Source organism: Acinetobacter sp. BHS4, from assembly GCF_018454425.1.
GTDB classification, from domain to species: Bacteria; Pseudomonadota; Gammaproteobacteria; order Pseudomonadales; family Moraxellaceae; genus Acinetobacter; species Acinetobacter pittii.
The window spans coordinates 860,222-885,618 of the sequence record NZ_CP075323.1 but is presented as its reverse complement, the minus strand read 5'-3'; the positions used below and the strand labels follow the sequence as shown (position 1 = coordinate 885,618).

Annotated in this window: 14 protein-coding genes; 4 read left to right on the top strand and 10 right to left on the bottom strand. The window is 37.7% G+C overall.

Annotated elements, in window-relative coordinates; genetic code table 11:
- Positions 1-44 precede the first annotated feature (44 nt).
- Positions 45-1,007: an MBL fold metallo-hydrolase gene (locus tag KIP84_RS04280; RefSeq protein WP_213689382.1), complete on the bottom strand. Its 963-nt coding sequence runs from the start codon at positions 1,005-1,007 to the stop codon at positions 45-47.
- Positions 1,008-1,113: 106 nt separating this feature from the next.
- Between KIP84_RS04280 and KIP84_RS04275 the strand changes: the two genes are divergently transcribed.
- Positions 1,114-1,488, top strand: coding sequence for a diacylglycerol kinase (locus tag KIP84_RS04275; RefSeq protein WP_002118962.1), 375 nt, complete (start codon positions 1,114-1,116; stop codon positions 1,486-1,488).
- Positions 1,489-1,661: 173 nt separating this feature from the next.
- On the opposite strand, the gene groL is transcribed toward KIP84_RS04275, so the two are convergent.
- The 5 genes from groL to KIP84_RS04250 all read right to left on the bottom strand — a co-directional run bounded on the left by groL (position 1,662) and on the right by KIP84_RS04250 (position 15,788).
- A complete protein-coding gene (gene groL, locus KIP84_RS04270) occupies positions 1,662-3,296 on the bottom strand; it encodes a chaperonin GroEL (RefSeq protein ID WP_002120607.1) in 1,635 nt (544 codons plus the stop codon).
- Between the two features lie 58 nt (positions 3,297-3,354).
- The gene (locus KIP84_RS04265) at positions 3,355-3,645 is read right to left on the bottom strand and encodes a co-chaperone GroES (RefSeq protein ID WP_002120604.1); all 291 of its coding nucleotides are present in this window, start codon (positions 3,643-3,645) and stop codon (positions 3,355-3,357) included.
- 240 nt (positions 3,646-3,885) lie between these two features.
- A complete protein-coding gene (blp1, locus tag KIP84_RS04260) occupies positions 3,886-13,806 on the bottom strand; it encodes a biofilm-associated Ig-like repeat protein Blp1 (RefSeq protein ID WP_213689381.1) in 9,921 nt (3,306 codons plus the stop codon).
- A 304-nt stretch (positions 13,807-14,110) separates the two neighbouring features.
- A complete protein-coding gene (locus tag KIP84_RS04255; protein ID WP_213689380.1) occupies positions 14,111-14,869 on the bottom strand; it encodes a metallophosphoesterase family protein in 759 nt (252 codons plus the stop codon).
- Positions 14,850-15,788 carry a diacylglycerol kinase family protein gene (locus KIP84_RS04250; protein ID WP_174725835.1) on the bottom strand — a complete coding sequence of 313 codons (939 nt, stop codon included), beginning with the start codon at positions 15,786-15,788 and terminating at the stop codon, positions 14,850-14,852. The genes KIP84_RS04255 and KIP84_RS04250 overlap by 20 nt, the downstream gene beginning before the upstream one ends.
- 391 nt (positions 15,789-16,179) lie before the next feature.
- Between KIP84_RS04250 and KIP84_RS04245 the strand changes: the two genes are divergently transcribed.
- Positions 16,180-18,012, top strand: a complete 1,833-nt coding sequence (locus KIP84_RS04245; protein WP_002115528.1) for a phosphoenolpyruvate carboxykinase (GTP) — start codon at positions 16,180-16,182, stop codon at positions 18,010-18,012.
- Between the two features lie 41 nt (positions 18,013-18,053).
- Here the strand turns inward: KIP84_RS04245 and glpD are convergent, their stop codons facing one another.
- Both glpD and glpK read right to left on the bottom strand, forming a co-directional pair.
- Entirely contained in the window at positions 18,054-19,571 is a 1,518-nt protein-coding gene (gene glpD, locus KIP84_RS04240; RefSeq protein ID WP_213689379.1) for a glycerol-3-phosphate dehydrogenase, read from the bottom strand.
- A gap of 154 nt (positions 19,572-19,725) precedes the next feature.
- A complete protein-coding gene (gene glpK / locus KIP84_RS04235; protein WP_213689378.1) occupies positions 19,726-21,234 on the bottom strand; it encodes a glycerol kinase GlpK in 1,509 nt (502 codons plus the stop codon).
- Positions 21,235-21,606: 372 nt separating this feature from the next.
- On the opposite strand from glpK, the gene KIP84_RS04230 reads away from it, so the two are divergent.
- Together KIP84_RS04230 and KIP84_RS04225 are read left to right on the top strand one after the other, a co-directional pair.
- Positions 21,607-22,938 carry an MFS transporter gene (locus KIP84_RS04230; RefSeq protein ID WP_005803945.1) on the top strand — a complete coding sequence of 444 codons (1,332 nt, stop codon included), beginning with the start codon at positions 21,607-21,609 and terminating at the stop codon, positions 22,936-22,938.
- A 117-nt stretch (positions 22,939-23,055) separates the two neighbouring features.
- The gene (locus KIP84_RS04225) at positions 23,056-23,478 is read left to right on the top strand and encodes a hypothetical protein (protein WP_213689377.1); all 423 of its coding nucleotides are present in this window, start codon (positions 23,056-23,058) and stop codon (positions 23,476-23,478) included.
- Between the two features lie 23 nt (positions 23,479-23,501).
- On the opposite strand, the gene KIP84_RS04220 is transcribed toward KIP84_RS04225, so the two are convergent.
- A complete protein-coding gene (locus KIP84_RS04220) occupies positions 23,502-24,170 on the bottom strand; it encodes a 50S ribosomal protein L11 methyltransferase (RefSeq protein WP_213689376.1) in 669 nt (222 codons plus the stop codon).
- Positions 24,171-24,403: 233 nt separating this feature from the next.
- A complete protein-coding gene (gene folD / locus KIP84_RS04215) occupies positions 24,404-25,252 on the bottom strand; it encodes a bifunctional methylenetetrahydrofolate dehydrogenase/methenyltetrahydrofolate cyclohydrolase FolD (protein ID WP_002115552.1) in 849 nt (282 codons plus the stop codon).
- Positions 25,253-25,397: the final 145 nt, after the last annotated feature.

Here is a 25,397-nt window from a genome sequence, read left to right as displayed (position 1 = left end):
ATAAAGTTTCTAACAAAAAACAGGGCAATAAATGCCCTGTTTTTTTATTTCTCTACAACATTATCAAAATAAAGTGGGATCCACTGATATTGCTCAGCATTTACTTTATAAACATGGCCAATGCCCGGAAATGGTAAATGTGGTGCGGCAACCCATTGTTGCTTATTTGAAATTTCAGCAAACATTTTTAGACGGGTATTAATTGCCTGCTCAGAATTCACATCAAAATCTACCCCAGTTTTTGGAGCATCAAATTGCAATGAATGTGAGTGGACAATGTCTCCAACAAAAATGATTTGCTGATCATTACTTTTTAAGCGGAAGCTATGATGACCTGGTGTATGACCACGAGTATCGATTACCTCAAAACCTTGAATGACATCGCCGTCTTTAAATGTCTTGAATGCTTTTTTTGCTTGGTATGGAGCAAGAGCAGTTTTTACGTTTTTAACAGTACCCAAATAATTTTCTTTTTTGTCTGCTGGTACTGTTTTTTCAGAAGCTGGATTTAACCAGTAATCAGCTTCACGCTCATGTGCATATACAGTTGCATTTAGAAATACGGCTTTTCCATTTTGAGCAATACCGCACACATGGTCTGGATGTAGATGAGTAAGTAAAACAGTTTTTACATCAGCAAGCTTATAACCAGCCAATTCAATATTTTTTGCAATCGAGCCAAGTTGCGGGCCAAAACAACTTGCTGCACCACTGTCTACAAGCGTTAAGCTTTTTCCATCATCAACTAAAAATGCATTTACCGAGGTTTGAATCCCTTTCTCATTAACAGCAGCATATTTCGTTAAGATTTTAGTTTTCTGAGCCTGATTTAAGTTTTTGAATAAAGCAGGATTTAAATAAATCGTACCATCAAGCAAAGAAGTTACGCGGTAGTTTCCAAATTGATGGTGATAATATCCTGGTACTTGCGGGGTTGCTGTTGGCTCAGCATAACTTGCATGGATGCTTCCAATTGCAAGGCCCAACGCTACACATAATTTTTTCATCTTTTCTTCTCTATTGAGTTATAAAGTCGAAATCTTTAAAAAAGATTTAATAATTTTTTAAGACCCAAATTATATAATGCATGAAAAGTGTCAGAAATATAAGTATATGAATAGCTATTCTCCCTATAAGGGTAAAAGCGGTCTTAAGCGCATATTAAATGCAACGGGCTACTCTATTTCAGGATTTAAAGCAGCTTATAAAAATGAGGCAGCTTTTCGCCAAATTGTTTTGATTAATATTATTTTGATTCCGGTTAGTTTTTTTCTTGATGTGAGCCGTAGTGAGCATGTGTTACTGATTATTGTATGTCTTTTTGCAATGATCGTTGAGCTATTCAACTCTGCTATTGAGGCTGTGGTTGACCGAGTCTCTCTTGAAAAACATCAGCTTTCTAAAAATGCAAAAGATATGGGAAGTGCTGCCCAATTTGTTGCACTCTCTATTATTGCTATTACTTGGTTAATTATTTTATTAGGCTAAAAAAAACCATGCCTACAAGTAAATAAGCATGGTTGTAACAAAAGAGGAACTTCTAGCTGCTGTTCCTGTTTTTAATATAAATAATGGAACTTAATTATTTCTTAAAATTACGTGAAAAATAAAAAAATCCCTGCATAAGCAGGGATTTTTTTAGTTAAAGCGTTGATGCGTTATTACATCATGCCGCCCATACCACCCATACCGCCCATATCTGGAACAGCTGGTTTATCTTCAGGAATGTCAGTAATCATACATTCTGTAGTTAACATTAAGCCAGCAACAGAAGCTGCATGCTCAAGTGCAGAACGAGTTACTTTAGCTGGGTCAAGGATACCCATTTCTAACATATCGCCATATTCACCAGTTGCAGCGTTGTAACCAAAGTTACCTTCACCACCTTTAACAGCATTGATCACTACAGATGGCTCATCACCAGCGTTTGCAACGATTTGGCGAAGTGGAGCTTCGATCGCACGACGTAAAATGTTGATACCTGCTGTTTGGTCTTCATTAGCGCCTTTTAAGCCATCTAATGCATTAACCGCACGTACTAGAGCAACACCACCACCAGCAACAACACCTTCTTCAACTGCTGCGCGAGTTGCATGAAGCGCATCGTCTACACGGTCTTTCTTCTCTTTCATTTCAACTTCAGTCGCTGCACCGATTTTAATTACAGCAACACCGCCTGCTAATTTAGCAACACGTTCTTGTAATTTTTCACGGTCATATTCTGAAGTAGACTCTTCGATTTGAGCACGGATTTGTTGAACACGTTCAGCAATACCAGCAGCATCACCAGCACCATCAACGATAACTGTGTTTTCTTTAGAAACAGTGATTTTGTGCGCAGTACCTAAATCTTGAAGAGTTGCTTGCTCTAAAGACATACCAACTTCTTCAGAAATAACAGTTGCGCCAGTCAAGATTGCGATGTCTTGAAGCATTGCTTTACGGCGGTCACCGAAACCAGGAGCTTTAACAGCACACACTTTAATAATACCGCGCATGTTGTTTACAACAAGCGTAGCAAGCGCTTCACCTTCAACATCTTCAGCGATGATAAGAAGTGGTTTACCAGTTTTTGCAACTGCTTCTAAAACAGAAATCAATTCACGGATGTTGCTGATTTTCTTGTCAACAAGAAGAATGAACGGATTTTCAAGTTCAGCAGTTAAAGTATCTTGTTTGTTTGCGAAGTACGGAGAGATATAACCACGGTCAAACTGCATACCTTCTACAACGTCTAAAGCGTCTTCGAAGCCAGAACCTTCTTCTACAGTAATTACGCCTTCTTTACCTACTTTTTCCATCGCTTGAGCGATAAGTTTACCAACAGTAGTATCAGAGTTAGCAGAGATAGAACCTACTTGCTCGATCGCTTTGAAATCGTCAGCTGGTTTTGCATTTGAACGGATATTTTCAACTACAGTTTTTACTGCGATATCAATACCACGTTTTAAATCCATTGGGTTCATACCTGCAGTTACAGATTTAATCCCTTCATTTAAAATTGCTTGAGCAAGTACAGTTGCAGTTGTCGTACCGTCACCAGCGATGTCGTTAGTTTTGCTAGAAACTTCGCGAACAAGTTGAGCACCCATGTTTTCAAACTTGTCTTTTAATGAAATTTCTTTAGCAACAGTTACACCGTCTTTAGTGATGTGCGGAGCACCGAAAGAACGGTCAATCACTACGTTACGACCTTTAGGGCCTAAAGTCACTTTAACCGCATCTGCAAGTACGTTTACGCCTGCAATCATTTTTGAGCGAGCTGAATCACCAAATTTTACGTCTTTAGCTGACATATTAAACTCCGAATCTTTTTAAATACTGAATCTGATAATGAATTGAGTTATGGATTGATTAGCCTTCCAACACAGCTAAAATGTCTGACTCTTTCATGATTAAGAGTTCTTCACCACTTACTTTCACTGTTGTACCTGCATAAGTACCAAACAATACTTTGTCACCAACTTTAACATCCAAAGCACGTACGCCATTCTCAGTGATTTGACCATTACCTACTGCAATTACTTCACCTTGAGATGGTTTTTCAGCAGCAGAACCTGGAAGTAAAATACCGCCAGCAGTTTTGGTTTCTTCTTCTACGCGACGAATTACAACGCGATCATGTAATGGACGAATGTTGCTCATAATTAACTCCATCAGACTAAGTCTTTTTGATTAATCGTTATTGCTTTAATCCAGAGCAATAACAAAATATTTAGATGTCACTTTTGTGGGGATGAAAAAAAAGGCTTCAAGGGGAAAATGAAAAAAAACTTATCTTTTTTGGTCATTTTTTAACAGGTTGTGAAGAGTTTTTCTTAAATTTAAAGCACAAAATAAAAGAGGCTATTTTCATAGCCTCTTTTATAAAGATAAATTTTAATGTTAAACAAAGAGTTGCTGATTATTTAACAATTCATCTAATGTTGTATTTACTTGATTTAAAGTTATCAATGACACACTACTAAACATTGCACCTTCACCATCTCGGTCAAGACTAATAGTCGTGTTTCCAGCATCTTGCTCTACAGTAATAAATTTCGCTAATGTGCTCACATCTTTAGAATAGTCAATTAATAGTTCACTTAAATCAATTTTGTCAGCTTGAGCATCGGTTCCTACTTCACCTAAAGTAAAATCTAACACCGTATCATGTCCATTCCCACCAGTCGCATCTTGGCTATTTAGCAATTGGAACAGTATGGAATCAGTACCTTCATTAGTCATATAGGTATCGTTACCTTCACGCCCATTCAAAACGTTATTACCAGAGTTACCTGTTAAAAGATTATCTAAAGCATTGCCTGTTGCATTTAGATGAGCAGAACCAACCAACTCCATGTCTTCAACATAACGCCCGCTTTCAATTAATATTGATTCACCAGTTTCAATATTGGTCATCCATTGAGAGTTACCTACTAGACTAAAACTAACAGAACTAATTATTTTATCGTGCCCACCAAAATCCGTATCTTTAAGTTCAGAACCAACTATTTGTGTTTCTGAATAACCACTTTGAATCCACACGTTTTCGTAATGGCTCGTATCTACCCAAGTCTCTTCATTATGACCATCAAACACATATTGTTGCTCATAATAACCCTGTTCAATCCATTGAGACTCATAGTGCCCATCTTGAACGAGTTGTTGTTCAAGATGCCCAACCTCTAGAGTATTAGGACCCGATAGTTCATATCCTGACTGCCACTGATTTAAATTATAATCATAGTAGGTATTCACATATTGATTATACGAACCATCATCTGAATAGTAATTTATGCCATTTGAGTCCATGTAAACGTCTATTACGCCATCAACGACCCATGTATCTTGATAATAGCTCGTATCAATCCAAATATCTTGCGAATAGCTTGTGTCAATCCAAACATTCTCAAAATGGCTTGTATCTACCCATATATAATCAGTATAACCAGAAGCTACCCATTGCTCCTCATAATGACTTGTATCTATCCAGACATCCTGAAGTACATTAACAGTAGCAACCCCATACTCTTGAACAAAATCACTTATATGATCAACTATATAAGTATTATCCGTAGCATCACCTTTAAACTGATCGACAGTGATCGTATGTAAATCAGTAATCGCTTTGCTGATAGTTTCACTACGATTTCCTGCACGATCAATAACAGTAATATCAAATGATGTCGCATTCTCATACATATAAGTAGAGAAAGTTCCATCTGCCATGACCATAGTATTTGTTACAAAAGGTTCTTGATCAGCAAAATGATATGTAACTTCAAGAGTAGCCTTACTTTCTGCATGCCCCGTGAGCTCGTCCCATCCCTTCATAGCAAGCTGTGTGGCTACATTCGGTGCTGTTGTATCATTTATAGCAACAACCGTTGTACTCTCACTCTCATTTTGATTGGCATCAACTACTTTTACCGTCAATGTTTCACCATGCCAATATTGTGAACATAAGTATGTTGTGAAACTTCCATCATTTTTGACAGTAGTTTGACCAACTAAATTATTATCATCAAAAATATTAACAGTTGAATATGCTTCCGCTTGTCCTGAAAGTACATTTCCATCTTCTAAGACAAGCTGAGTTGCTGCATTTGGCGCGACGATGTCTATGGGTGCCTTAATTTCGGTGTAAGTGCTTAGATAGCCATTTTGTTCCACAACAATGCGTAAGGTCTGTCCACTCACCTGAGGTGAGTACAACTGGATATTAAAGTGTCCTGTTTCATCTACAGAACCACCACCAATATGATTAGTATACACATCAAAAATATATACATAACTACTTGCTAAGGCAGTCCCCTCAATAAACAAACCATTTTCAGAAACAACAATATGCTCTGCTGATGGAGGTGCATTAGTATCTGCATTAAAAGTAATATTCAATGGTGTACTTATATTTTTGGCTAAATCTATTACCGTGATAAATAATTGATCTCCACGTAATATAGGTGGATAAATATTAGCATTGAAATATCCTAATTCATCCGATTGAGATTCTGCTCGTAAATACCCATCCGCATCCATTACCTGAATGATTGCTTTTGAATCAGTGTGGCCTGAAATTCCCTGACCATCATTGTTAATCACCGCCTCGTCAATCACTGGAGCAATATTGTCTAAGGGGGCAATAATTTCAGAGATTGGGCTATATTGATTTGTATTTTGGTCATAAACTCGAACTTGTAATATCTGTCCCTTTAGATAATAGTCATTTAACTCAATAGCAAAACTACCATCTTCGTTCACGACACTGTTCCACCCCCAATTAATGCTTTGACCATCCGCGGATGTAACAACAATCGTCATTCCTACTGTCGCTTTACCTGTAAGAATATGGCCATCAACATCCAATTTTAGCTCTGTTGCAGCAATTGGTGAGTTCGTAAATACAGGTACTAACTGATGAGCAACTTCACTTCGGTTGCCAGCAATATCTTTGACAACAATACTCAAATTTTGTGTCTGATATTGACTCAGATTGATCCATTGATAAAATTTTCCATCATATCCAACATACATTGTTGTGATAACTGCACCATATTGATCAATAATTTCAACAGTTGTATTTGGTTCAGCCTCACCAAAAAGCAATCCGTCTGAGGCTAATGTAATATTTGCAGCAGCTGGCGGTGCGACATCATCAATTAAAGCATTTTGTTTAACCTCAATACTTCGGTTACCTGCTATATCTACAACGATGAAAGTTAATTCCTCTCCATGTAAGTAGACTTGATTAAAATAACCTGACACATTACCAGCACCATCTACATAACCAGAACCTATCACCTCACCCGCAGCATTTTTGACTTCAATCCGAGTATTTAATTCTGCTTGCGCCGTAAAGTTTTGACCGTGTGAGTGAAGCACAATATTCTCAATCGGATTTGGTGCGATAACATCAATCAAAGCATTGTGCTTGATCTCTGTACTGCGGTTACCCGCTCGATCAACGACAACAAAAGTGAGCTCTTCGCCATGTAAATAGACCTGATATAAGTAACCAGAAACATTACCCATGATATCGGTTGAACCAGATCCTACAACCTCACCAACAGCATTTTTAACTTCGATTCGACTACCAGCTTCCGCTTGCGCTGTAAAGTTTTGACCATTTTCATTTAAGATGATGTTTTCAATCGGATTTGGTGCAATATCATCAATCAAAGCATTTTGCTTTAATTCAACACTTTGATTACCTGCTTTATCTATAACGATAAAAGTGAGTTCCTCACCTTTTAAATAAACCTGATTGAAATAGCCTGTCACATTACCAGTGCTATCGACATAACCATAACCGACAAACTCACCCGCAGCATTTTTGACACCAATAAAACTATTGGCTTCTGCTTGTGCCGTAAAATTTTGCCCATTTTCATTGAAAATGATGTTTTCAATTGGATCTGGCGTAATGGTATCCACCAAAGCATTTAACTTAAGTTCGACACTTTGATTACCCATTCGATCTATGACAACGAAAGTTAATTCTTCTCCATGTAAATAGACTTGATAGAAGTAACCTGTCACATTACCTTCGTTATCTGCAGAACCAAGCCCTATTAACACACCCTCAGCATTTCTGACTTCTATATTACTATTTGCTTCTGCCTGCGCTATAAAGTTTTGACCGTTCGGATCAAGTACAATATTTTTAATCGGATTTGGCGCAATATCATCAAATGGAGCCTTAACTGAAACAACATCACTCACATTTCCAGCTCGATCTTTAACAATAACTGTGAATTCTTCACCATGTAAATTAGAGCTACCCAAGAAAATAGTGAATGTACCATCAGCATTTACACTCTGACTCCACGTATTCACCTGTTGACCATTCTGATCAAAAATCTGGATGAAGGTATTTGGCTCAGCTACACCAGAAAGGGATGAACCATCTTCACTAAACGTGAGATTACTTGCAGCCACAGGAGCAATATCATCAAGCGGTGCTTTTACAGTAACCCCACCACTCAAATTACCAGCCCGATCTACTACAACTACCTTTAACTCTTCGCCATGCAAGTAGTTACTGTATAAAGAGATGTTAAATGTTCCATCCCAATTAACATTATTATTCCACTGATTTACCAATTGACCATTCTGATCAAATATCTGAATCGTAGCATTTGGCTCAGCCATACCAGTTAGATATGAACCATCTTCGCTAAATACTAAATTAGTAGCATTTTCCGGTGCAGTATTATCAAGAAAGGCTGTTTGTTTTACTTCAACGCTACGATTACCAGCTTGATCAATCACAACAAAAGTAAGTTCCTCACCTTTTAAGTAAATTTGATTCAAGTAACCTGAGACATTACCAGCACTATCTACATAACCTGAACCTACAAGCTCACCCACAGCATTTTTAACTTCAACTTGAGTATTTACTTCTGCTTGCGCTGTAAAGTTTTGACCATTTTCATTGAAAATGATGTTTTCAATCGCATTCGGAGCAATATCATCAATTAAAGCATTCTGTTTGACCTCTGCACTGCGGTTCCCCGCTTTGTCAACTACAACAAAAGTGAGTTCTTCTCCATGTAAATGAACCTGATATAAGTAACCAGAAGCATTACCCATGCTATCGGTTGAACCAGAACCTATGACTTCACCAGCAGCATTTTTGACTTCAATTTGAGTGTTTGCTTCTGCCTGAGCTGTAAAGTTCTGTCCGTTCGCATCAAGTAAAATATTTTCAATTGGATTTGGTGCAATATCATCAGTTAAAGCGTTTTGCTTAACTTCTGTACTACGGTTACCAGCTCGGTCAACGACAACAAAAGTGAGTTCTTCTCCATGTAAATAGACTTGATATAAATAACCTGACACATTACCAGCGCCATCTACATAACCTGAACCTATGACCTCACCCGCTGCATTTTTGACTTCAATTTGAGTGTTTGCTTCTGCTTGCGCCGTAAAGTTCTGTCCGTTTGAGTCGAATACAATATTTCCAATTGGATTTGGTGCAATCTCATCAATCAAAGCATTCTGCTTAACTTCTGTACTACGGTTACCCGCTCGGTCAACGACAACAAAAGTAAGCTCTTCGCCATGTAAATAGACCTGATACAAGTAACCAGAAACATTGCCTGTGCTATCTGCTGATCCATAACCAATAATGTCACCATTGGTATTTTTAATTTCAATCTGACTATTTGCTTCAGCCTGAGCTGTAAAGCTCTGACCATTGATATCTAATACAATATTTTCAATCGGATTTGGTGCGATATCATCAGTTAAAGCACTCTGCTTGACCTCTGCACTGCGGTTACCTGCTCGATCGATCACGACAAAAGTAAGTTCCTCACCGTGTAAGTAAACTTGTTGAAAATAACCAGATACATTACCTGAGCTATCGGTGTAACCAAAACCAATCTTATTTCCAGTCTGATCTAATACATCAATAGAACTTCCGGCTTCTGCCTGAGCTGTAAAACTTTGGCCATTTTCGTTGAAGATGATATTTTCAATCGGATTTGGTGCAATGGTATCAATTAAAGCATTTTGCTTAAATTCGATACTGCGATTACCTGCTCGATCTATAACAACAAAAGTGAGTTCCTCACCGTGTAAATAAGTTTGATTGAAAGAACCAGAAGCATTACCTGCACTATCTGTAGAACCCCAACCTGTCTGATTACCCAATGAATCAAAAACTTCGATCTGAGTATTTGCTTCTGCTTGTGCTGTAAAGTTTTGGCCATTTGCATCAAGTAAAATATTTTTAATTGGATTCGGTGCAATATCGTCAAGTGGCGCGTTTATTGAAATAGCCTCACTCACATTTCCGGCTTGGTCTTTAACAGTGACTGTGAATGCTTCTCCATGTAAATTGTTACTACCTAAGTAAATAGTAAATGTACCGTCAGAGTTAATGGTGTTATTCCATATATTCACTAGCTGACCATTATGATCAAAAACCTGAATCGTAGTATTCAGTTCTGCTACACCCGTAAGATATGAACCATCTTCTGAGAAAACTAAATTGCTGGCTGGTGTAGGAGCAACCGTATCAGCGGTAATTACAGTATCAGCACTTACTTGCCCACGTGCATCCTTAATTGATAAGAAAAACTGCTCACCATCGACAAGAGGACGATCAAGCTGGAGTTTAAAATAACTTGATCCATTCCAACCGTTATCTTCACCAACTTTAATTTCAGCTACAACGTCACCTTTGGCATCTTTAACAGTGAGAGTACTATTATTTTCAGCTTGCCCACTTATCACGCCATCCGAAGTAAAGCTATCTACATGGGGGGCAAAAGCATAGTTAGGCGCCTGTATCTGAGCTGCTAAACTTATATTTCCATTTACATCGGTAGCCGTGACATAAACTGTCTCAGCATTTGTTAAAAATGTACCTAGTTCTATTGAGAAACTTCCACTCTCATCGGTCCAGTTATTCCAAAACCATTTATTAAGAATATTTCCTTGCCCGTCTTTAACTAAAATTTCAGAGAAAGGTTCTGCATGACCATAAACTAAATCACCAGCATCATTGAAATTTAACTCCGTTGGAGCAGATGGAGGAGTCAGATCTACGATGATATTTTGCTCAGGACTCATTAACCCTTTATTATCAATAATTTGAACGGAAATTTTCTCTCCATCAATTAAAGGGCGGTTTACATTCAAGCTAAAATGACTAAAGTCACTCCAACTATTTTCATCACCTAATGTAACCTTTCCTAATTCATTGCCATCAGCATCACGTACAATTACCGTACTATTATCTTCAGCAACTCCTGAAATTAAGCCTTCTTGTGTGATACGTTCAATATGTGGAATATAAGCAAAGTTTGGAACCTCGATTAGGGTTTCACTTGTATTTTGATTTTTATCTACTACTTGTACGGAAACCGACTCACCTTCTTTTAAAAATTGGAACACCTGTAAACTTGCAAATCCTTGTTCATCGGTAAAACCTGTAGCAATTAAATTGCCCTCTCTAGAAAATGCACGAATAAAGCTGTTCGGCTCATTAACATGTACTGATAAAGTTTCACCACTGATATCAAACTGTGGAGTTTCTAAAAATACTGCAGAAGTATAGTCTGCCGTAATATATTGTGGATGGCCTGAAATATTATCTTTATCTGTAGAAATAATAATTTGTGTGCCTTCATCCAAAGGTTGGTCGAGAGACAAAATAAATGGTCTGACTTCACCTAATGCCATTACACTAAAAGGCGTAATACCTGAACCCTCAAATGCAATGGAGTTAAACTCTTGCAGAATATTTCCATTCTGATCTTTTACAATAAAATGACTGCCTTCGGTAGCATAACCAGTGATCACCCCTTCTGGACTAATTCTTGTAATACTAATAGCAGGAACTTCAGTAACTAAGCCAATTGACGAATTTTCGCTGCTGTAGCCATTATAAGTAGCGACAGCATAAACTTCTTGATTAGTACTAATAGAAAGGTCTTGTAAAGTAAATTTACCCTCCTCATTAGCTATTGTAGTTGCAAGCCAGTCACCATTTTTATTATAGATATCGACCTTACTTCCTTTATATGCACTACCTGAAATGATAGCTCCATCTATATTGTTGAAAGTTAGTGAATCTAAAGTTGGAGAATTCGGAGTATGATCTACATTATAATTTTGGGTCTGTTTAATAATGGCTGTATTGCCAGCTTGATCAGTAAGACTAATATCAATTGATATATTGGTCTTCGATTCTTCTGACCACAAAAACTCTGCTGGAATTTCAGTAATCCATTCTTGGGTAACTTCATCAAAATGAAAGTTATAAAAAACATTGTTTAATGTCGTATTTACTGATGTCAGTGAGCTATTTAAATCTGTTGGTAGATTATCTACGTCCAGTCTTATAGAAATAACTTGATCTTTTTCAGCTAGGCTTATTGTATTGTCTTCAGTAATCGGCTTTACAGTTACTGTAGTTGATTCAATATTTAAAGAATTATCTATAATTAATTTTTCCACACCAGTTTCTGATGTGTTGCCTGCAAGATCTGTCACTATAGCTTTATAGAGGTAACTTCCATCAGCTAAATTTTTTTGATCAGCTGTTGTCTCCTGCCAAGTTTTTCCTTCATCGGTAGAGACTTCATAGTGGTCTAATAAAGCAGCTTGCTCTCCGATTACAATCGGTTGAGCTAGCTTCAAAGTAAAATTATTATCTTGCGTAATCCGATCCGTTGCTAAAACACCCGTATCGCTTAAATCAGATAAAGTTAATTCACTTGCTTGCGGTGCTGTAGTATCCACAACGACTTTTTGTATAGCGGTTTCTGATGTATTGCCTGCAACATCTGTAACTATAGCCTTATATTGGTAAACACCATCGGTTAAATCTTTTTGAGCTACTGTTGTTTCCTGCCACGTCTTTCCATCATCTTTCGATATCCAGTAAGTGATTTGGCTATTTACTTCTTGTCCGCTAATCTTTAAATCAAAAATTTTATCTTGCGTAATCTGATCGGTTGCCGAAACACCTGTATCACTTAAATCAGATAAACTCAGTTCACCTGCTTGCGGTGCTGTGGTATCCACAACCACTTTTTGTATAGCGGTTTCTGATGTATTTCCCGCAACGTCGGTTACCACTGCTTTATATTGATAAACACCATCAGCCAAATCTTTTTGAGTAACAGTTGTTTCCTGCCAAGTTTTACCATCATCGATAGAAACTAAATACGTTACTCGGCTGCCACTTTCCTGTCCTTCAAGCTTTAAATTGAAGTTTTTATCTTGCGTAATCTGATCAGTTGCCGAAACACCTGTATCACTTAAATCAGATAAAGTCAGTTCACCTGCTTGCGGCGCTGTTGTATCCACAACGACTTTTTGCACACTGGTTTCAGATCTGTTGCCTGCAACGTCTGTAACTATAGCTTTATATTGGTAAACACCATCAGCCAAATCTTTTTGAACTACTGTTGTTTCCTGCCAAGTCTTTCCTTCATCTTTAGATATCCAGTAAGTGATTTGGCTATTTACTTCTTGTCCGCTAATCTTTAAATCAAAAGTTTTATCTTGCGTAATTTGATCAGTTGCCGAAATACCCGTATCAGCCAAAGCAGATAAAGTCAGTTCGCCTGCTTGCGGTGCTCTTGTATCGACAACAACTTTTTGTATAGCAGTTTCCGATGCATTTCCCGCTCGGTCCGTTACTACAGCTTTGTAGAGATAAACACCATCGGTTAAATCTTTTTGAGCGACCGTTGTCTCTTGCCAAGTTTTTCCTTCATCGGTAGAGACCAAATATGTTACTCGGCTTCCACTTTCCTGTCCTTCAAGCTTTAAATTAAAGTTTTTATCTTGAGTAATCTGGTCGGTTGTCGCCCCCCCAGAATCTGAAAAATTATCGAAATTCAAAGTACCTGGCTCAGGAGGCGTCGTATCTTTAGAATCGTTCCGAGACAATAAAGCAATTGTTCCTGCTCCTGCTAAAGCGCTGACTACCCACGACCAGAGGGGTACAGAAGATGAACTATCAATAAGCTTTGGCGTATCTTTTAATTCTAAATAATTAACAGTGGTCTGTCCGCTAGCATCTTCTCCCAGATTAGCAGCCCAATAACTCTGCCCTTCATTTAAAAGAATTTGCGGGTTTTCGCTAATAAAATAGTTTTCTAAAACAATTTCAGTTCCATCTTTTAGATGAACAATTGCACTGTTTCCTTCTCTTGTTATTGAAGAAATTTTTTCTGGATTTATATCGATTTTTGCGACTTCTTTAGGATTTACTACAATATTTTTTGTCTGGCCTACATTAATATCAACTGTATTATTTTTTGAAGCATTATTTGCCATTAATGATACTTGTACCATTTTTCCACCATGAAATTTTAAATATTATTAAGTTATTCTAAAATATTAAGATAAATAGATACTCATTTTAATTAAATATTATTAACTATCATAAAATACTAAACCCTTATTGTAGCTACTTAAAATCGTGGCTTTTTATATAGTTAAAAAATTTTTATGTATCCATTAATATTATTTTTAAAATGATAAAACATTTAGAATGTTTTCCTATTCCCCATATATAGAATTTAAAACTTAGGCATTGTAATGGATAAAATTTTATCAATCTACTCTTAAGTTAAATGTCTTATATAATTTTTATAAATTAAATTAATTGAAAAATTTTTAAATCGTAATTAAACCAATAATGATTAATTTTTCCTTCATTTGAAATGACATTAAAACTATTTGGAACATGATAATGCAAACGGCTAGAAGTTGCTGTTCCTGCATGAATATCATAAATAGGATGATCTATCTTTAATTGATAAATTTGCGTTAAATCATATACAGCAGTTTTATGTAAATGCCCGTGTAACATTCCAAATAGTCCTGTTGTACTCCATTTTTCGAGTGCCATTTTTCCTAATACAGGACAATCTTTAATACCATGCTCATCATCAGGTGGAGTATAAAAAGGTTGATGGAAAACAACTAATTTGATTTTATCCGCTGGCGCTTGCTGTAATCGCTCATATGTAGTTTGAATTTGCTCAATCGAAATATGTCCACGAGTATGATAACGACGGCGAATACTATTCACCCCAACAATATAAAAATGTTCAGTTTCTAAAGTTGGTTCAAGCTGGCCAAAAAAATATTGGTAGCGAGTAAATGGTGAGAAAAAACGGTTCCAGACATGGTACAACGGAATATCGTGATTACCAGGAACAACAAGATAAGGAATATTAAGGCTATCTAAAAACTGACGGCATTTATAAAACTGTTGATATCGGGCACGTTGAGTAATATCACCACTCACCACAATGACTTCAGGCCTATGTTGAGTGCAAAAAAGTCGGATTGCATCTAAACATGCCTCAACTTCTGTTCCAAAATGCAGATCAGACAGATGTAACAACATTTGGCACCATAATATTTAAAGCATTCTTTTCTACAGAGAAATTTAAAGGTGCTTTCATCTCTAATATTTCACCATCTAAAGCTACTGTAAGTTTTGATTTTTTTGCACAATCTACAACCACATGATCTGCACAAAAACTATAAACATCTTGGGTCTCTTCTACTTTGCCTTGAATCCACTGCCACAACATGTTTAATAAACTAAGCCTATCACTTTTCGTAATGACCACTCCAGCGACCCGACCTTGTGCTGCACATTCAGCAATTCTTAGTTTCATATCACACAACTGCAACTGATTATTACCAAAGAAAATTAGAGGGGTTTTGACTGGATATTTCTTCCCATCAACTGTGACGGAAAGTTTCATGGATTTATTTTCTCTTAATAAAACATCCAGAGCTGAGGTATAGGCATGTAAAGGTAAGCGTCCTAAATATTTATTATAAAGCTCACGTTTCTTTATAAATAATGGATAAAGTCCTAGACTCGCATTATTTAAATAAACATGGTCATTAATTGTCGCAATATGTACAGAGCGTGGTGTACCTGTAGCGATGACTTCAGCAGCTTCTAACAAATCTAAGGGAATATCTAAAACTTTAGCGACATAATTAAAGGTTCCCAAAGGTAAAATTCCCATAGGGATATGAGTATATCTAAGTTTTGATGCTACCGCATTTAACGTTCCATCCCCACCCGCTGCAACAACAACACCTAAATTTGCATTTTGACTATGCCGATGTATCACTTGACTCATCAAATCATCAAAAGAAACATCTTCCGCTAATTCAAAAACTTGTATTTCAAAACCAAATTCGGTGAACACAGTCATTAACTGTTCATACATATCTTCATGTTTTGACGCATGAAAACCCGACTTTTGGTTATAAATGATAGAGAGAGGTTTTAAAGTCCGCATTTTTATTATCTTAGAGGGATTCATCCTGAATATTGTATATAAAAACGCCTAATAAAAGTCTCTTTATGTAAATTTTGAATGAAGATCATTTGTTTAATCAATAATAATTCTCAAGAAAAAAATAAGAATCAAGATATTGATTTTTAAGGAAATAAATAATATAAATAACATACATACAACATAAAAATATTGAGAATAAGATATTGTAAAAAACTACAAGTTAATGATTTAAATGAGAAAAATATAAAAAAGTAAAATATCTATTTCTTAGTCTTTAGTCTTATTTTTTTTATGATTTTGTGCTTTAATACAGCCACTTTTTTATTTGATCTTTCATTGTACCTCTCAATGAATGACTTGTACGTTGTACATATTTTGAATAGGCCTCACCATGACCACAGTGAACGCACCAGAATTCGTTCGTCATCCTAAGCTTATCGCATGGGTTGAAGAAATTGCAAACTTAACCAAACCAGCAAAAATCGAATGGTGTGACGGAAGCGAAGAAGAGTATCAACGTCTAATCGACTTGATGATCGCTAACGGCACCATGCAGAAATTAAACCAAGAAAAACATCCTGGTTCTTATCTTGCAAATTCTGACCCATCTGACGTTGCACGTGTTGAAGACCGTACTTACATCTGCTCTCAAAATAAAGAAGATGCTGGTGCGACAAACAACTGGGAAAACCCAGCTGTTATGCGTGAAAAATTAAATGGTTTATTTGAAGGCTCAATGGAAGGCCGTACAATGTACGTTGTTCCTTTCTCAATGGGTCCTTTAGGTAGCCATATTGCTCATATCGGTATTGAGTTAACTGACTCTCCTTACGTTGCTGTTAGCATGCGTAAAATGGCACGTATGGGTAAAGCAGTTTATGACGTATTAGGTACAGACGGCGAGTTTGTTCCTTGTGTACATACAGTAGGTGCTCCACTTGCTGAAGGTCAACAAGATGTTGCTTGGCCATGTAACCCTGAAAAATATATCGTTCATTACCCAGAAACTCGTGAAATCTGGTCTTTCGGTTCTGGTTACGGCGGTAACGCATTACTTGGCAAAAAATGTTTAGCTCTTCGTATCGCTTCTGTCATGGGACGCGAACAAGGTTGGTTAGCTGAACACATGCTTATTCTTGGTGTGACTAACCCTCAAGGTGAAAAACACTACATCGCTGCAGCATTCCCGTCTGCATGTGGTAAAACAAACTTTGCAATGTTAATTCCACCAGCAGGTTATGAAGGTTGGAAAATCGAAACTGTAGGTGACGATATTGCTTGGATCAAACCAGGTGAAGATGGTCGTTTATATGCGATTAACCCTGAAGCTGGTTTCTTCGGTGTAGCTCCTGGTACAAACACCAAGACTAACCCGAACTGTATGGCAACTCTTCATAAAGATGTTATCTATACAAACGTAGCGGTAACTGAAGATGGTCAAGTATGGTGGGAAGGTCTTTCTAAAGAAGTTCCAACAAACTTAACTAACTGGAAAGGTCAACCTCACGTAAATGGTGAAAAAGCAGCGCATCCAAATGCTCGCTTCACTGTTGCAGCTGGTCAATGCCCTTCTATCGATGCTGACTGGGAAAATCCAGCAGGCGTTCCAATTTCTGCATTTATCTTCGGCGGTCGCCGCGCAGATACAGTTCCTTTAGTTTCTGAAGCTTTCGACTGGGTTGACGGTGTATATAAAGCGGCAACTATGGGTTCTGAAACTACTGCTGCTGCTGTTGGTCAACAAGGTATCGTTCGTCGTGACCCATTCGCGATGCTTCCATTTGCTGGCTATAACATGGCTGACTACTTTGATCACTGGTTAAGCCTTGGTCAACAAGTAAGCACAAAAGCTGAAGCAGCTGGTAATAAATTACCAAAAATCTTCAATGTAAACTGGTTCCGTCGTGATGCTGAAGGCAACTTCGTATGGCCTGGTTTCGGTCAAAACATGCGTGTTCTTGAGTGGATCATTGATCGTTGTGAAGGTCGTGCAAACGCTGTTGAAACACCAATTGGTCTTGTTCCAACTTATGACGACTTGAACTGGGAAGGTACTGAATTCTCTAAAGAAGAATTTGACCTAATCACAGCTCAAGATAAAGATCAGTGGATTACTGAAATTGAAAGCCACACTGATTTATTTAATAAACTCGGTGATCGCTTACCGAAAGCATTAAAAGAACGTCAAGCAGCTTTACTTGAAGCTGTAAAAACTGGCTTCTAATTGCTATATATAAAAAAGGTCGCTATATGCGACCTTTTTTATTATGCGGCATCATCTTTTTGTCGACGCTCAGATAAATAAACTTCTAATACTTTTATTTGTTTTTCATCAAATGCCAGACCTAGTTTTGTTCTACGCCACAATATATCCTCAGCAGTAGTTGCCCATTCATATTCACATAAGTATTTGACTTCGCATTCAAATAAATCATGTCCAAAATTCTGGCCTAATTGCTCTATTGCATTTCTCTCTTGGAGCATATTCCAGACTCTTGTGCCATATGCATGCGCCCAACGGTTAGCAAGTGATTCAGACACTCCACTTACACGTGAATAAATCTGATGCGTTAAATCATCTAGTGTTGTCCAGTTTTCAGCGCCAGGTAATGGCTCATCTGCAGTCCACTCCTCTGCCATATTACTAAAAAACGGGGATAGATCTTCTAAAGCAGCCTCTGCCAGTTTCCGATAAGTCGTGATCTTGCCGCCAAATATAGATAACAAAGGTGCTTTTTTATGTTCAGCCTGTAATGCCAAGGTATAGTCACGTGTAATCGCTGAAGGATTATCAGATTCATCATCACATAAAGCACGTACACCCGAGTACTGGCTTACAATATCAGCTCGAGTTAACTGCTTTTTAAAATGTGAATTGGTCACTGTTAAGAGGTAATCAATTTCTACCTCTGTGATCTCTACCTTTTGTGGATCACCTGTATATTCCTGATCGGTCGTACCAATCAGTGTATATTTTTCTAAATACGGAATTGCAAACACGATGCGTCGATCTTCGTTTTGCATAATGAAGGCTTTATGACAATCGTATAGTTTTGGCACAACAATATGACTTCCTTGGATCAATCGGATTTGATAAGGCGATTCTAAATTTAGGTTTTCACTAATAATTTCTTCAACCCAAGGACCAGCTGCATTCACCAAAGCTCTTGCACGTACCTGATAAAACTCTGCTCCACTTTGTAGCTCCAGATGCCACAGCTCTTGTTCCCGATAAGCTTTAATACAACGTGTACGTGTTACTACTTTGGCACTTTTCTCTTTGGCCTGTAATGCATTTAACACCACAAGGCGTGCATCATCTACAGTACAGTCAGAATATTCAAAGCCACGTGTGATAGCCGGCTTTAAAGGACTATCTTCTTTGAAGTAAATAAGATTTGATCCTAATAGTTTTTCTCGTTTTCCCAAATGATCATAAAAAAACAAGCCCGCCCGAATTAACCACGCAGGACGTAAATGTGGTCGATGAGGCATAATAAACCGCATTGGTTTAATAATATGTGGAGCTTTAGCCAACAACACTTCACGCTCTGCTAGAGCTTCTCTAACCAATCTAAATTCTTTATGTTCTAAATAGCGCAGACCGCCATGGATTAATTTGCTACTAGCAGATGAGGTGTGGCTAGCTAAATCATCTTTTTCACATAAAAATACCGATAGTCCACGGCCTGCTGCATCATTAGCAATACCGACGCCATTAATACCGCCACCGATCACGGCAATGTCATATATTTTTGAATAATCATTAGGCTGTATTTTCATTTCTCATTTTCTTTTTATTGTTGATCTTATAAAAATTAAAACATCAAATTAATGAAACAACAATCAAAAAAGTAGAATAATCAATTTTAAATAACTAAGTGTTTAACCGTTAATTGATTACTCTACTATTGAATTCAACCAGTTAAAGAACAAACTAATCCTCAGCCCAACTTTGACTACGTTTAACTGCCTTGAGCCACCCCTTATAAATCACCTCAGATTGCTCAAAAGACATTTTTGGTTCAAATACCTTTTCTATGGCAGATTTATTTCTTAACTCATGTAGATCTTGCCAGAAACCCGTCGCCAGCCCAGCAAGGAAAGCTGCACCCAAAGCAGTAGTTTCTTTCATTATTGGACGTTCTACTGGTGTCGCTAAAATATCAGCCTGAAATTGCATTAAGAAATTATTTTCCGTTACTCCCCCATCAACACGGAGTGTACGGAGTTCTTCTTCTGCATCTTGCTGCATTGCATCTAAAACATCTCGGGTTTGAAAAGCAATAGACTCTAAAGTTGCACGAATAATATGTTCAATACTAGCCCCACGAGTAAGTCCAAAAATAGCTCCACGCACTGTTGGGTCCCAATATGGTGCACCTAACCCTGTAAAAGCAGGTACAACATATACACCGTTACTGTCTTTCACACGTGTTGCATAAAGTTCAGAATCTTTAGCATTCTTAATGACTTTTAATTCATCGCGCAACCACTGCACACAAGAACCACCATTAAACACGGCGCCCTCTAAGGCATAGTTCACCTCACCACTCGCACCACATGCAATAGTAGTTAGTAATCCATGTTCTGACCGGACAATCTTCTTACCTGTGTTCATTAATAGAAAACAGCCTGTGCCGTAGGTATTTTTTGCCTGACCAGACTCAACACACATTTGACCAAACAGTGCGGCTTGTTGATCACCTGCGATTCCTGCGATTGGAATACCAACTTCTTGCCCACTAATAGTATGTGTATATCCATAAACCTCAGATGAGCTACGTACTTCGGGTAGCATTACTCGAGGAATATCTAAAACTTGTAAAATTTTTTCATCCCATTCAAGTTTTTCGATATCAAAAAGCATGGTTCGCGAAGCATTGGTAAAGTCAGTAACATGAACAGCACCATTGGTTAGTTTCCAGATTAACCAAGTGTCCACCGTACCGAACAATAATTCACCTCGCTCAGCACGCTCACGGCTTCCTTCAACATGGTCTAAAATCCATTTAATTTTTGTAGCCGAAAAATACGGATCAATCACCAAACCCGTTGTTTTACGTATGTATTCTTGCAATCCTGCTTTATGTAGTTGATTGCATATCTCAGTCGTTTGTCGACTTTGCCAAACAATCGCATTGTAAATCGGCTTGCCCGTTTTTTTATCCCAAACAACTGTGGTTTCCCGCTGATTGGTAATCCCAATTGCTGCAACTTGTTCACTCTTAATGCCTGCTTGAGCTAATGCTTCTACCCAAACAGCACTTTGCGTAGCCCAAATTTCCATAGGGTCATGCTCAACCCAGCCAGGCTGAGGATAAATCTGAGTAAATTCTTTTTGAGCAATACTTACAACGTTAGCATCATGGTCTAAAACAATTGCTCTTGAGCTTGTTGTTCCCTGATCAAAAGCAACAATATATTTTTTTGGGCAATTTGACATCTGAATGTCCCTTTCTTTATTCACACACATCTAGTCCACAATGCCAAGACATCATGCCTAACTATATTTACTTAAAATTTTCTTTGGAATATATCATTATTTTTAAGGGGTATAGGTTTTCTTCGCCCAAACTCTACTCATTCTTTATCAATTTTTACTACTTGGAAAAAATAATATACCAAAGATCCCAACAATATTATAAAGGTGAGCTGATCGGCTAATTTGAAATCACATAAATATTCAACTTATTCCTTTGCTTAAATAATAAACATTGTTTTACAGACATAAAAAAAATAAAGTGAAATACTCCTCTAGAAAATATGTAAAAACGGAATAAATCTTCTCTTTTTTAGCATTCAACCCAAGCGAAACATGGAGCGACTCATGGTTGATCAACCTTCTACCGCAACAACTCCACATTCTAATTTAGATACAAAAACTCGTCTAAAATCAATTTTGGGCGGTTCTGCCGGTAACCTTGTTGAATGGTACGACTGGTATGTATATGCAGCTTTCACGCTCTATTTTGCTCATGCTTTTTTTCCAAAAGGTAGCCAGACGGCTCAACTCCTTCAAGCGGCCGCAATTTTTGCTGTAGGCTTTTTAATGCGCCCGATCGGTGCATGGATTATGGGAATCTATTCCGACCGTAAAGGACGCAAGGCGGGTCTTACGCTTTCAGTCACTTTAATGTGTATAGGTTCGCTGCTTATTGCCGTGACGCCAAGTTATGAAAGTATTGGTGTATTTGCCCCTCTTCTTTTAGTTGTCGCCCGTTTAATTCAAGGCTTAAGTGTAGGCGGTGAATATGGTGCTAGTGCTACCTATTTAAGTGAAATGGCTGAAAGAAATCGACGTGGTTTTTTCTCTAGCTTCCAATATGTAACATTGATTGCTGGTCAGCTCACAGCCCTATGTGTTCTATTAATATTACAAATGGTATTAACTGAAGAACAATTACATGATTGGGGATGGCGTATCCCATTCTTTATCGGGGCTTTACTCGCGATTGTAGTTTTCCGTATTCGACGTGGCCTACTAGAAACTCAATCTTTTAAAAATGCTCAGGCAGAGACAGACCAGCCAAAATCAGGCATGTTTGCTTTATTTAAACATTACCCTAAAGAAGCTTTCACAGTATTGTTTTTAACAGCTGGCGGGACTTTAGCTTTTTATACTTATACGACTTATCTGCAAAAATATTTAGTCAATACTTCTGGATTTACCAAACCTGAAGCCACTCAAATTACAACTTTAGCGCTATTTATTTTTATGTGTCTACAGCCTGTAGCGGGTGCTCTGTCGGATCGCATTGGTCGAAAACCCCTTATGATTTTCTTCGGAATAACAGGTGTTTTATTCACATACGTTCTATTTGATGCACTTGCAAATACACATAACTACTGGACAGCTTTCTGGTTATGTTTTGGGGGTCTCGTAATGGTGACTGGTTACACTTCAATTAATGCCGTGGTTAAAGCTGAGCTCTTCCCTGCACACATTCGCGCTTTAGGAGTTGCATTACCTTACGCGATTGCCAATACATTATTTGGCGGAACAGCAGAGTTCTTTGCTTTAAGTTTTAAAGAAGCTGGGCATGAATCTTGGTACTTTATTTATGTAAGTATCATGATCTTCATTTCTCTGATTATTTATATTTTTATGAAAGATACCAAGCATCACTCAAAAATTAAAGAACACTAATATTTTATCAATAAGGGCTAATATTGTTCGCCGATGTTAGCTCAAATCATGCGATTAAGCCCCAACAACCTTTGTATTTTATGAGATACTAGCTATAAGAAAATAAGGACGATACTGATGAATAGAAGTATTTTATGCTTGGCATTAAGTAGTATGTTTGTTTTAACTGCTTGTCAGACTACCCCTCGACAATATAATGGTTCAACTGGATACCAGATTGAAAACCAAACAAAAACTTCGGCGACCTTAGCTTACACTTTAGCTGGTCGTAGTAACCAGCAACTCGATGAACGTAAATTACAACGCGCTTGTCAGAATGTGCTAGGCACTCAGAAAGTTTATAAATTATCAATTTTGAGTATCAACGAAATTCCTAATCCAGCAAAAGATGAGCATTATGGAATTCAACTCGGCGAAACTCGTGCTTCTTTTGGCTTATCAAATACACCTAGCTTAAATAATGGTGAAGACTATGCGACTCGCCAAGCGCTTGAAGCACGTCCAAGCACACTAAAAGTTGTTCGTTATACTTGTTCATAAAATAAAAAAAAGACGCTGTTCTTTTACAGCGTCTTATAAAAACTTACATTTCTAAACTCTTTAGCTTCATCTAGATCAGGCCATGTAGAAGCACTTCTTTCTTCAATTTTTTCATATTTGGGATGACTAAAGTTTTTAACACGACTATCAGCCACCCAGACTTCTGGTGCAAACTTTAAAAATTCATCTAAGAAAAAGCGGTTACATTGATCATATAAAACATCAGCTGCTAGCAAAACATCAACTTGCTCAGCCTTATATAAATCATCTAAATATTCTAGTTCAACATTATTAAGTAAAGCGTTTTCGCGGCAAGCATTCAAACTAACTTGATCAATATCACAGCAGATGACTCGTTTCGCTCCTGCTATTTTTGCAGCAATTGCAACTACACCCGAACCCGCTCCAAAATCCAAAACAACTTTATCTTTAACATGATGCGGCTCTGCAAGTAACCACTGTGCCATTGCTAAACCAGATGCCCAACAGAAAATCCAATACGGCGTGTCATTCCAAATACGGCGAATAACTTCATCATCTAAGCGATTAGTTGGAAAAACTGGTGGAATCAACCATAAAGAAATAGGCGTTTCTGGTAATTGTTGTACCATCAACTCACAATTAGGAATAACTTCATTTAGTGCTTGAAGTAAATGTTCAGGGGCTTTGGCAAATTGAAAGGTGCAGCTCATAAATAAGCTCAAAAATTTATAATTACTATTTGATACGCGTTAACGTCATCCGCAATTGTTCGAGGCAGGACTACATTAGACTAAAATGTTTCTGCGACCCATCTATAGCTAACCAGTAGCTGACGAGTTTTGCGGATGACAAATGGTTTTGGTTACTTTTCCCGAAAGAAAAGTAACATACAAGCTCCTAACATTTGCGTTAAACGTTAGGACGCCGTCGTGAATAAATTAAATTAACCTAAAGCTTTTTCAGCAGCTTCTACAGTTTGACGAATCAAAGTTGTAATAGTCATTGGACCAACACCACCCGGTACTGGTGTGTAAGCAGAAGCAATTTCTTCAATACCTTGTAGTTGAATATCACCTACACCACCGCCATCACGAGGATGGAAACCAGCATCTACAACCACTGCACCTTGTTTAATCCAATCTTTTTGGATAAGTTCAGCTTTACCAACTGCACCCACAATAATATCAGCTTGCTTCACAAGCTCAGGTAAGTTTTGTGTGCGTGAATGGCAAATCGTTACTGTTGCATTCGCTTGCAATAGCATCATTGCCATTGGTTTGCCTAAAATTGCAGAACGACCAACCACAACCGCATGTTTACCAGCAATTTCGATATTGTTTTCTTTTAAAATGGTCATGATGCCCGCAGGAGTCGCTGAACCATATGCAGCTTCACCCATAGCCATACGGCCAAAACCAAGACAAGTTACACCATCAACATCTTTAGCTAATGAGATAGCATCGAAACATGCACGCTCATCAATTTGCTCTGGAACTGGATGCTGTAAAAGAATGCCGTGTACATCTGGATTAGCATTAAGTTTTTCAATTTCAGCTAATAATTGTTCTGTTGTCGTTTCTTGTGGCAATTCAATTTTTAAAGAGTCCATGCCTACTCGACGGCAAGCATTTCCTTTCATGCGTACATAAGTTGCAGATGCGCCATCATCCCCAACTAAAATAGTCGCCAAAATTGGGGTACGACCTGTTTTAGCTTTTAAAGCTTCAACACGTACTGACAAATTTTCTTCAATTTGCTTTGCTAATGCGCGACCGTCTAAAACCAATGCCACAGCACATCTCCAAGGTAGACATGAATTTAATGTGCCAATAATACATGATTATTTGGACAAATTTATTCTAGATGTTGCTTTTATGTTCATCTTATCTCAAAACAGTATTGTTTTTTTTGTAAAGGTTGCTAATATGTGCATCACC

What these genes read in the sequence shown, in the direction of transcription:
- KIP84_RS04280 (WP_213689382.1), bottom strand. Translation starts at nt 1,007, where the DNA reads ATGAAAAAATTATGTGTAGCGTTGGGCCTTGCAATTGGAAGCATCCAT.
- KIP84_RS04275 (WP_002118962.1), top strand. Translation starts at nt 1,114, where the DNA reads ATGAATAGCTATTCTCCCTATAAGGGTAAAAGCGGTCTTAAGCGCATA.
- groL (WP_002120607.1), bottom strand. Translation starts at nt 3,296, where the DNA reads ATGTCAGCTAAAGACGTAAAATTTGGTGATTCAGCTCGCTCAAAAATG.
- KIP84_RS04265 (WP_002120604.1), bottom strand. Translation starts at nt 3,645, where the DNA reads ATGAGCAACATTCGTCCATTACATGATCGCGTTGTAATTCGTCGCGTA.
- blp1 (WP_213689381.1), bottom strand. Translation starts at nt 13,806, where the DNA reads ATGGTACAAGTATCATTAATGGCAAATAATGCTTCAAAAAATAATACA.
- KIP84_RS04255 (WP_213689380.1), bottom strand. Translation starts at nt 14,869, where the DNA reads ATGTTGTTACATCTGTCTGATCTGCATTTTGGAACAGAAGTTGAGGCA.
- KIP84_RS04250 (WP_174725835.1), bottom strand. Translation starts at nt 15,788, where the DNA reads ATGCGGACTTTAAAACCTCTCTCTATCATTTATAACCAAAAGTCGGGT.
- KIP84_RS04245 (WP_002115528.1), top strand. Translation starts at nt 16,180, where the DNA reads ATGACCACAGTGAACGCACCAGAATTCGTTCGTCATCCTAAGCTTATC.
- glpD (WP_213689379.1), bottom strand. Translation starts at nt 19,571, where the DNA reads ATGAAAATACAGCCTAATGATTATTCAAAAATATATGACATTGCCGTG.
- glpK (WP_213689378.1), bottom strand. Translation starts at nt 21,234, where the DNA reads ATGTCAAATTGCCCAAAAAAATATATTGTTGCTTTTGATCAGGGAACA.
- KIP84_RS04230 (WP_005803945.1), top strand. Translation starts at nt 21,607, where the DNA reads ATGGAGCGACTCATGGTTGATCAACCTTCTACCGCAACAACTCCACAT.
- KIP84_RS04225 (WP_213689377.1), top strand. Translation starts at nt 23,056, where the DNA reads ATGAATAGAAGTATTTTATGCTTGGCATTAAGTAGTATGTTTGTTTTA.
- KIP84_RS04220 (WP_213689376.1), bottom strand. Translation starts at nt 24,170, where the DNA reads ATGAGCTGCACCTTTCAATTTGCCAAAGCCCCTGAACATTTACTTCAA.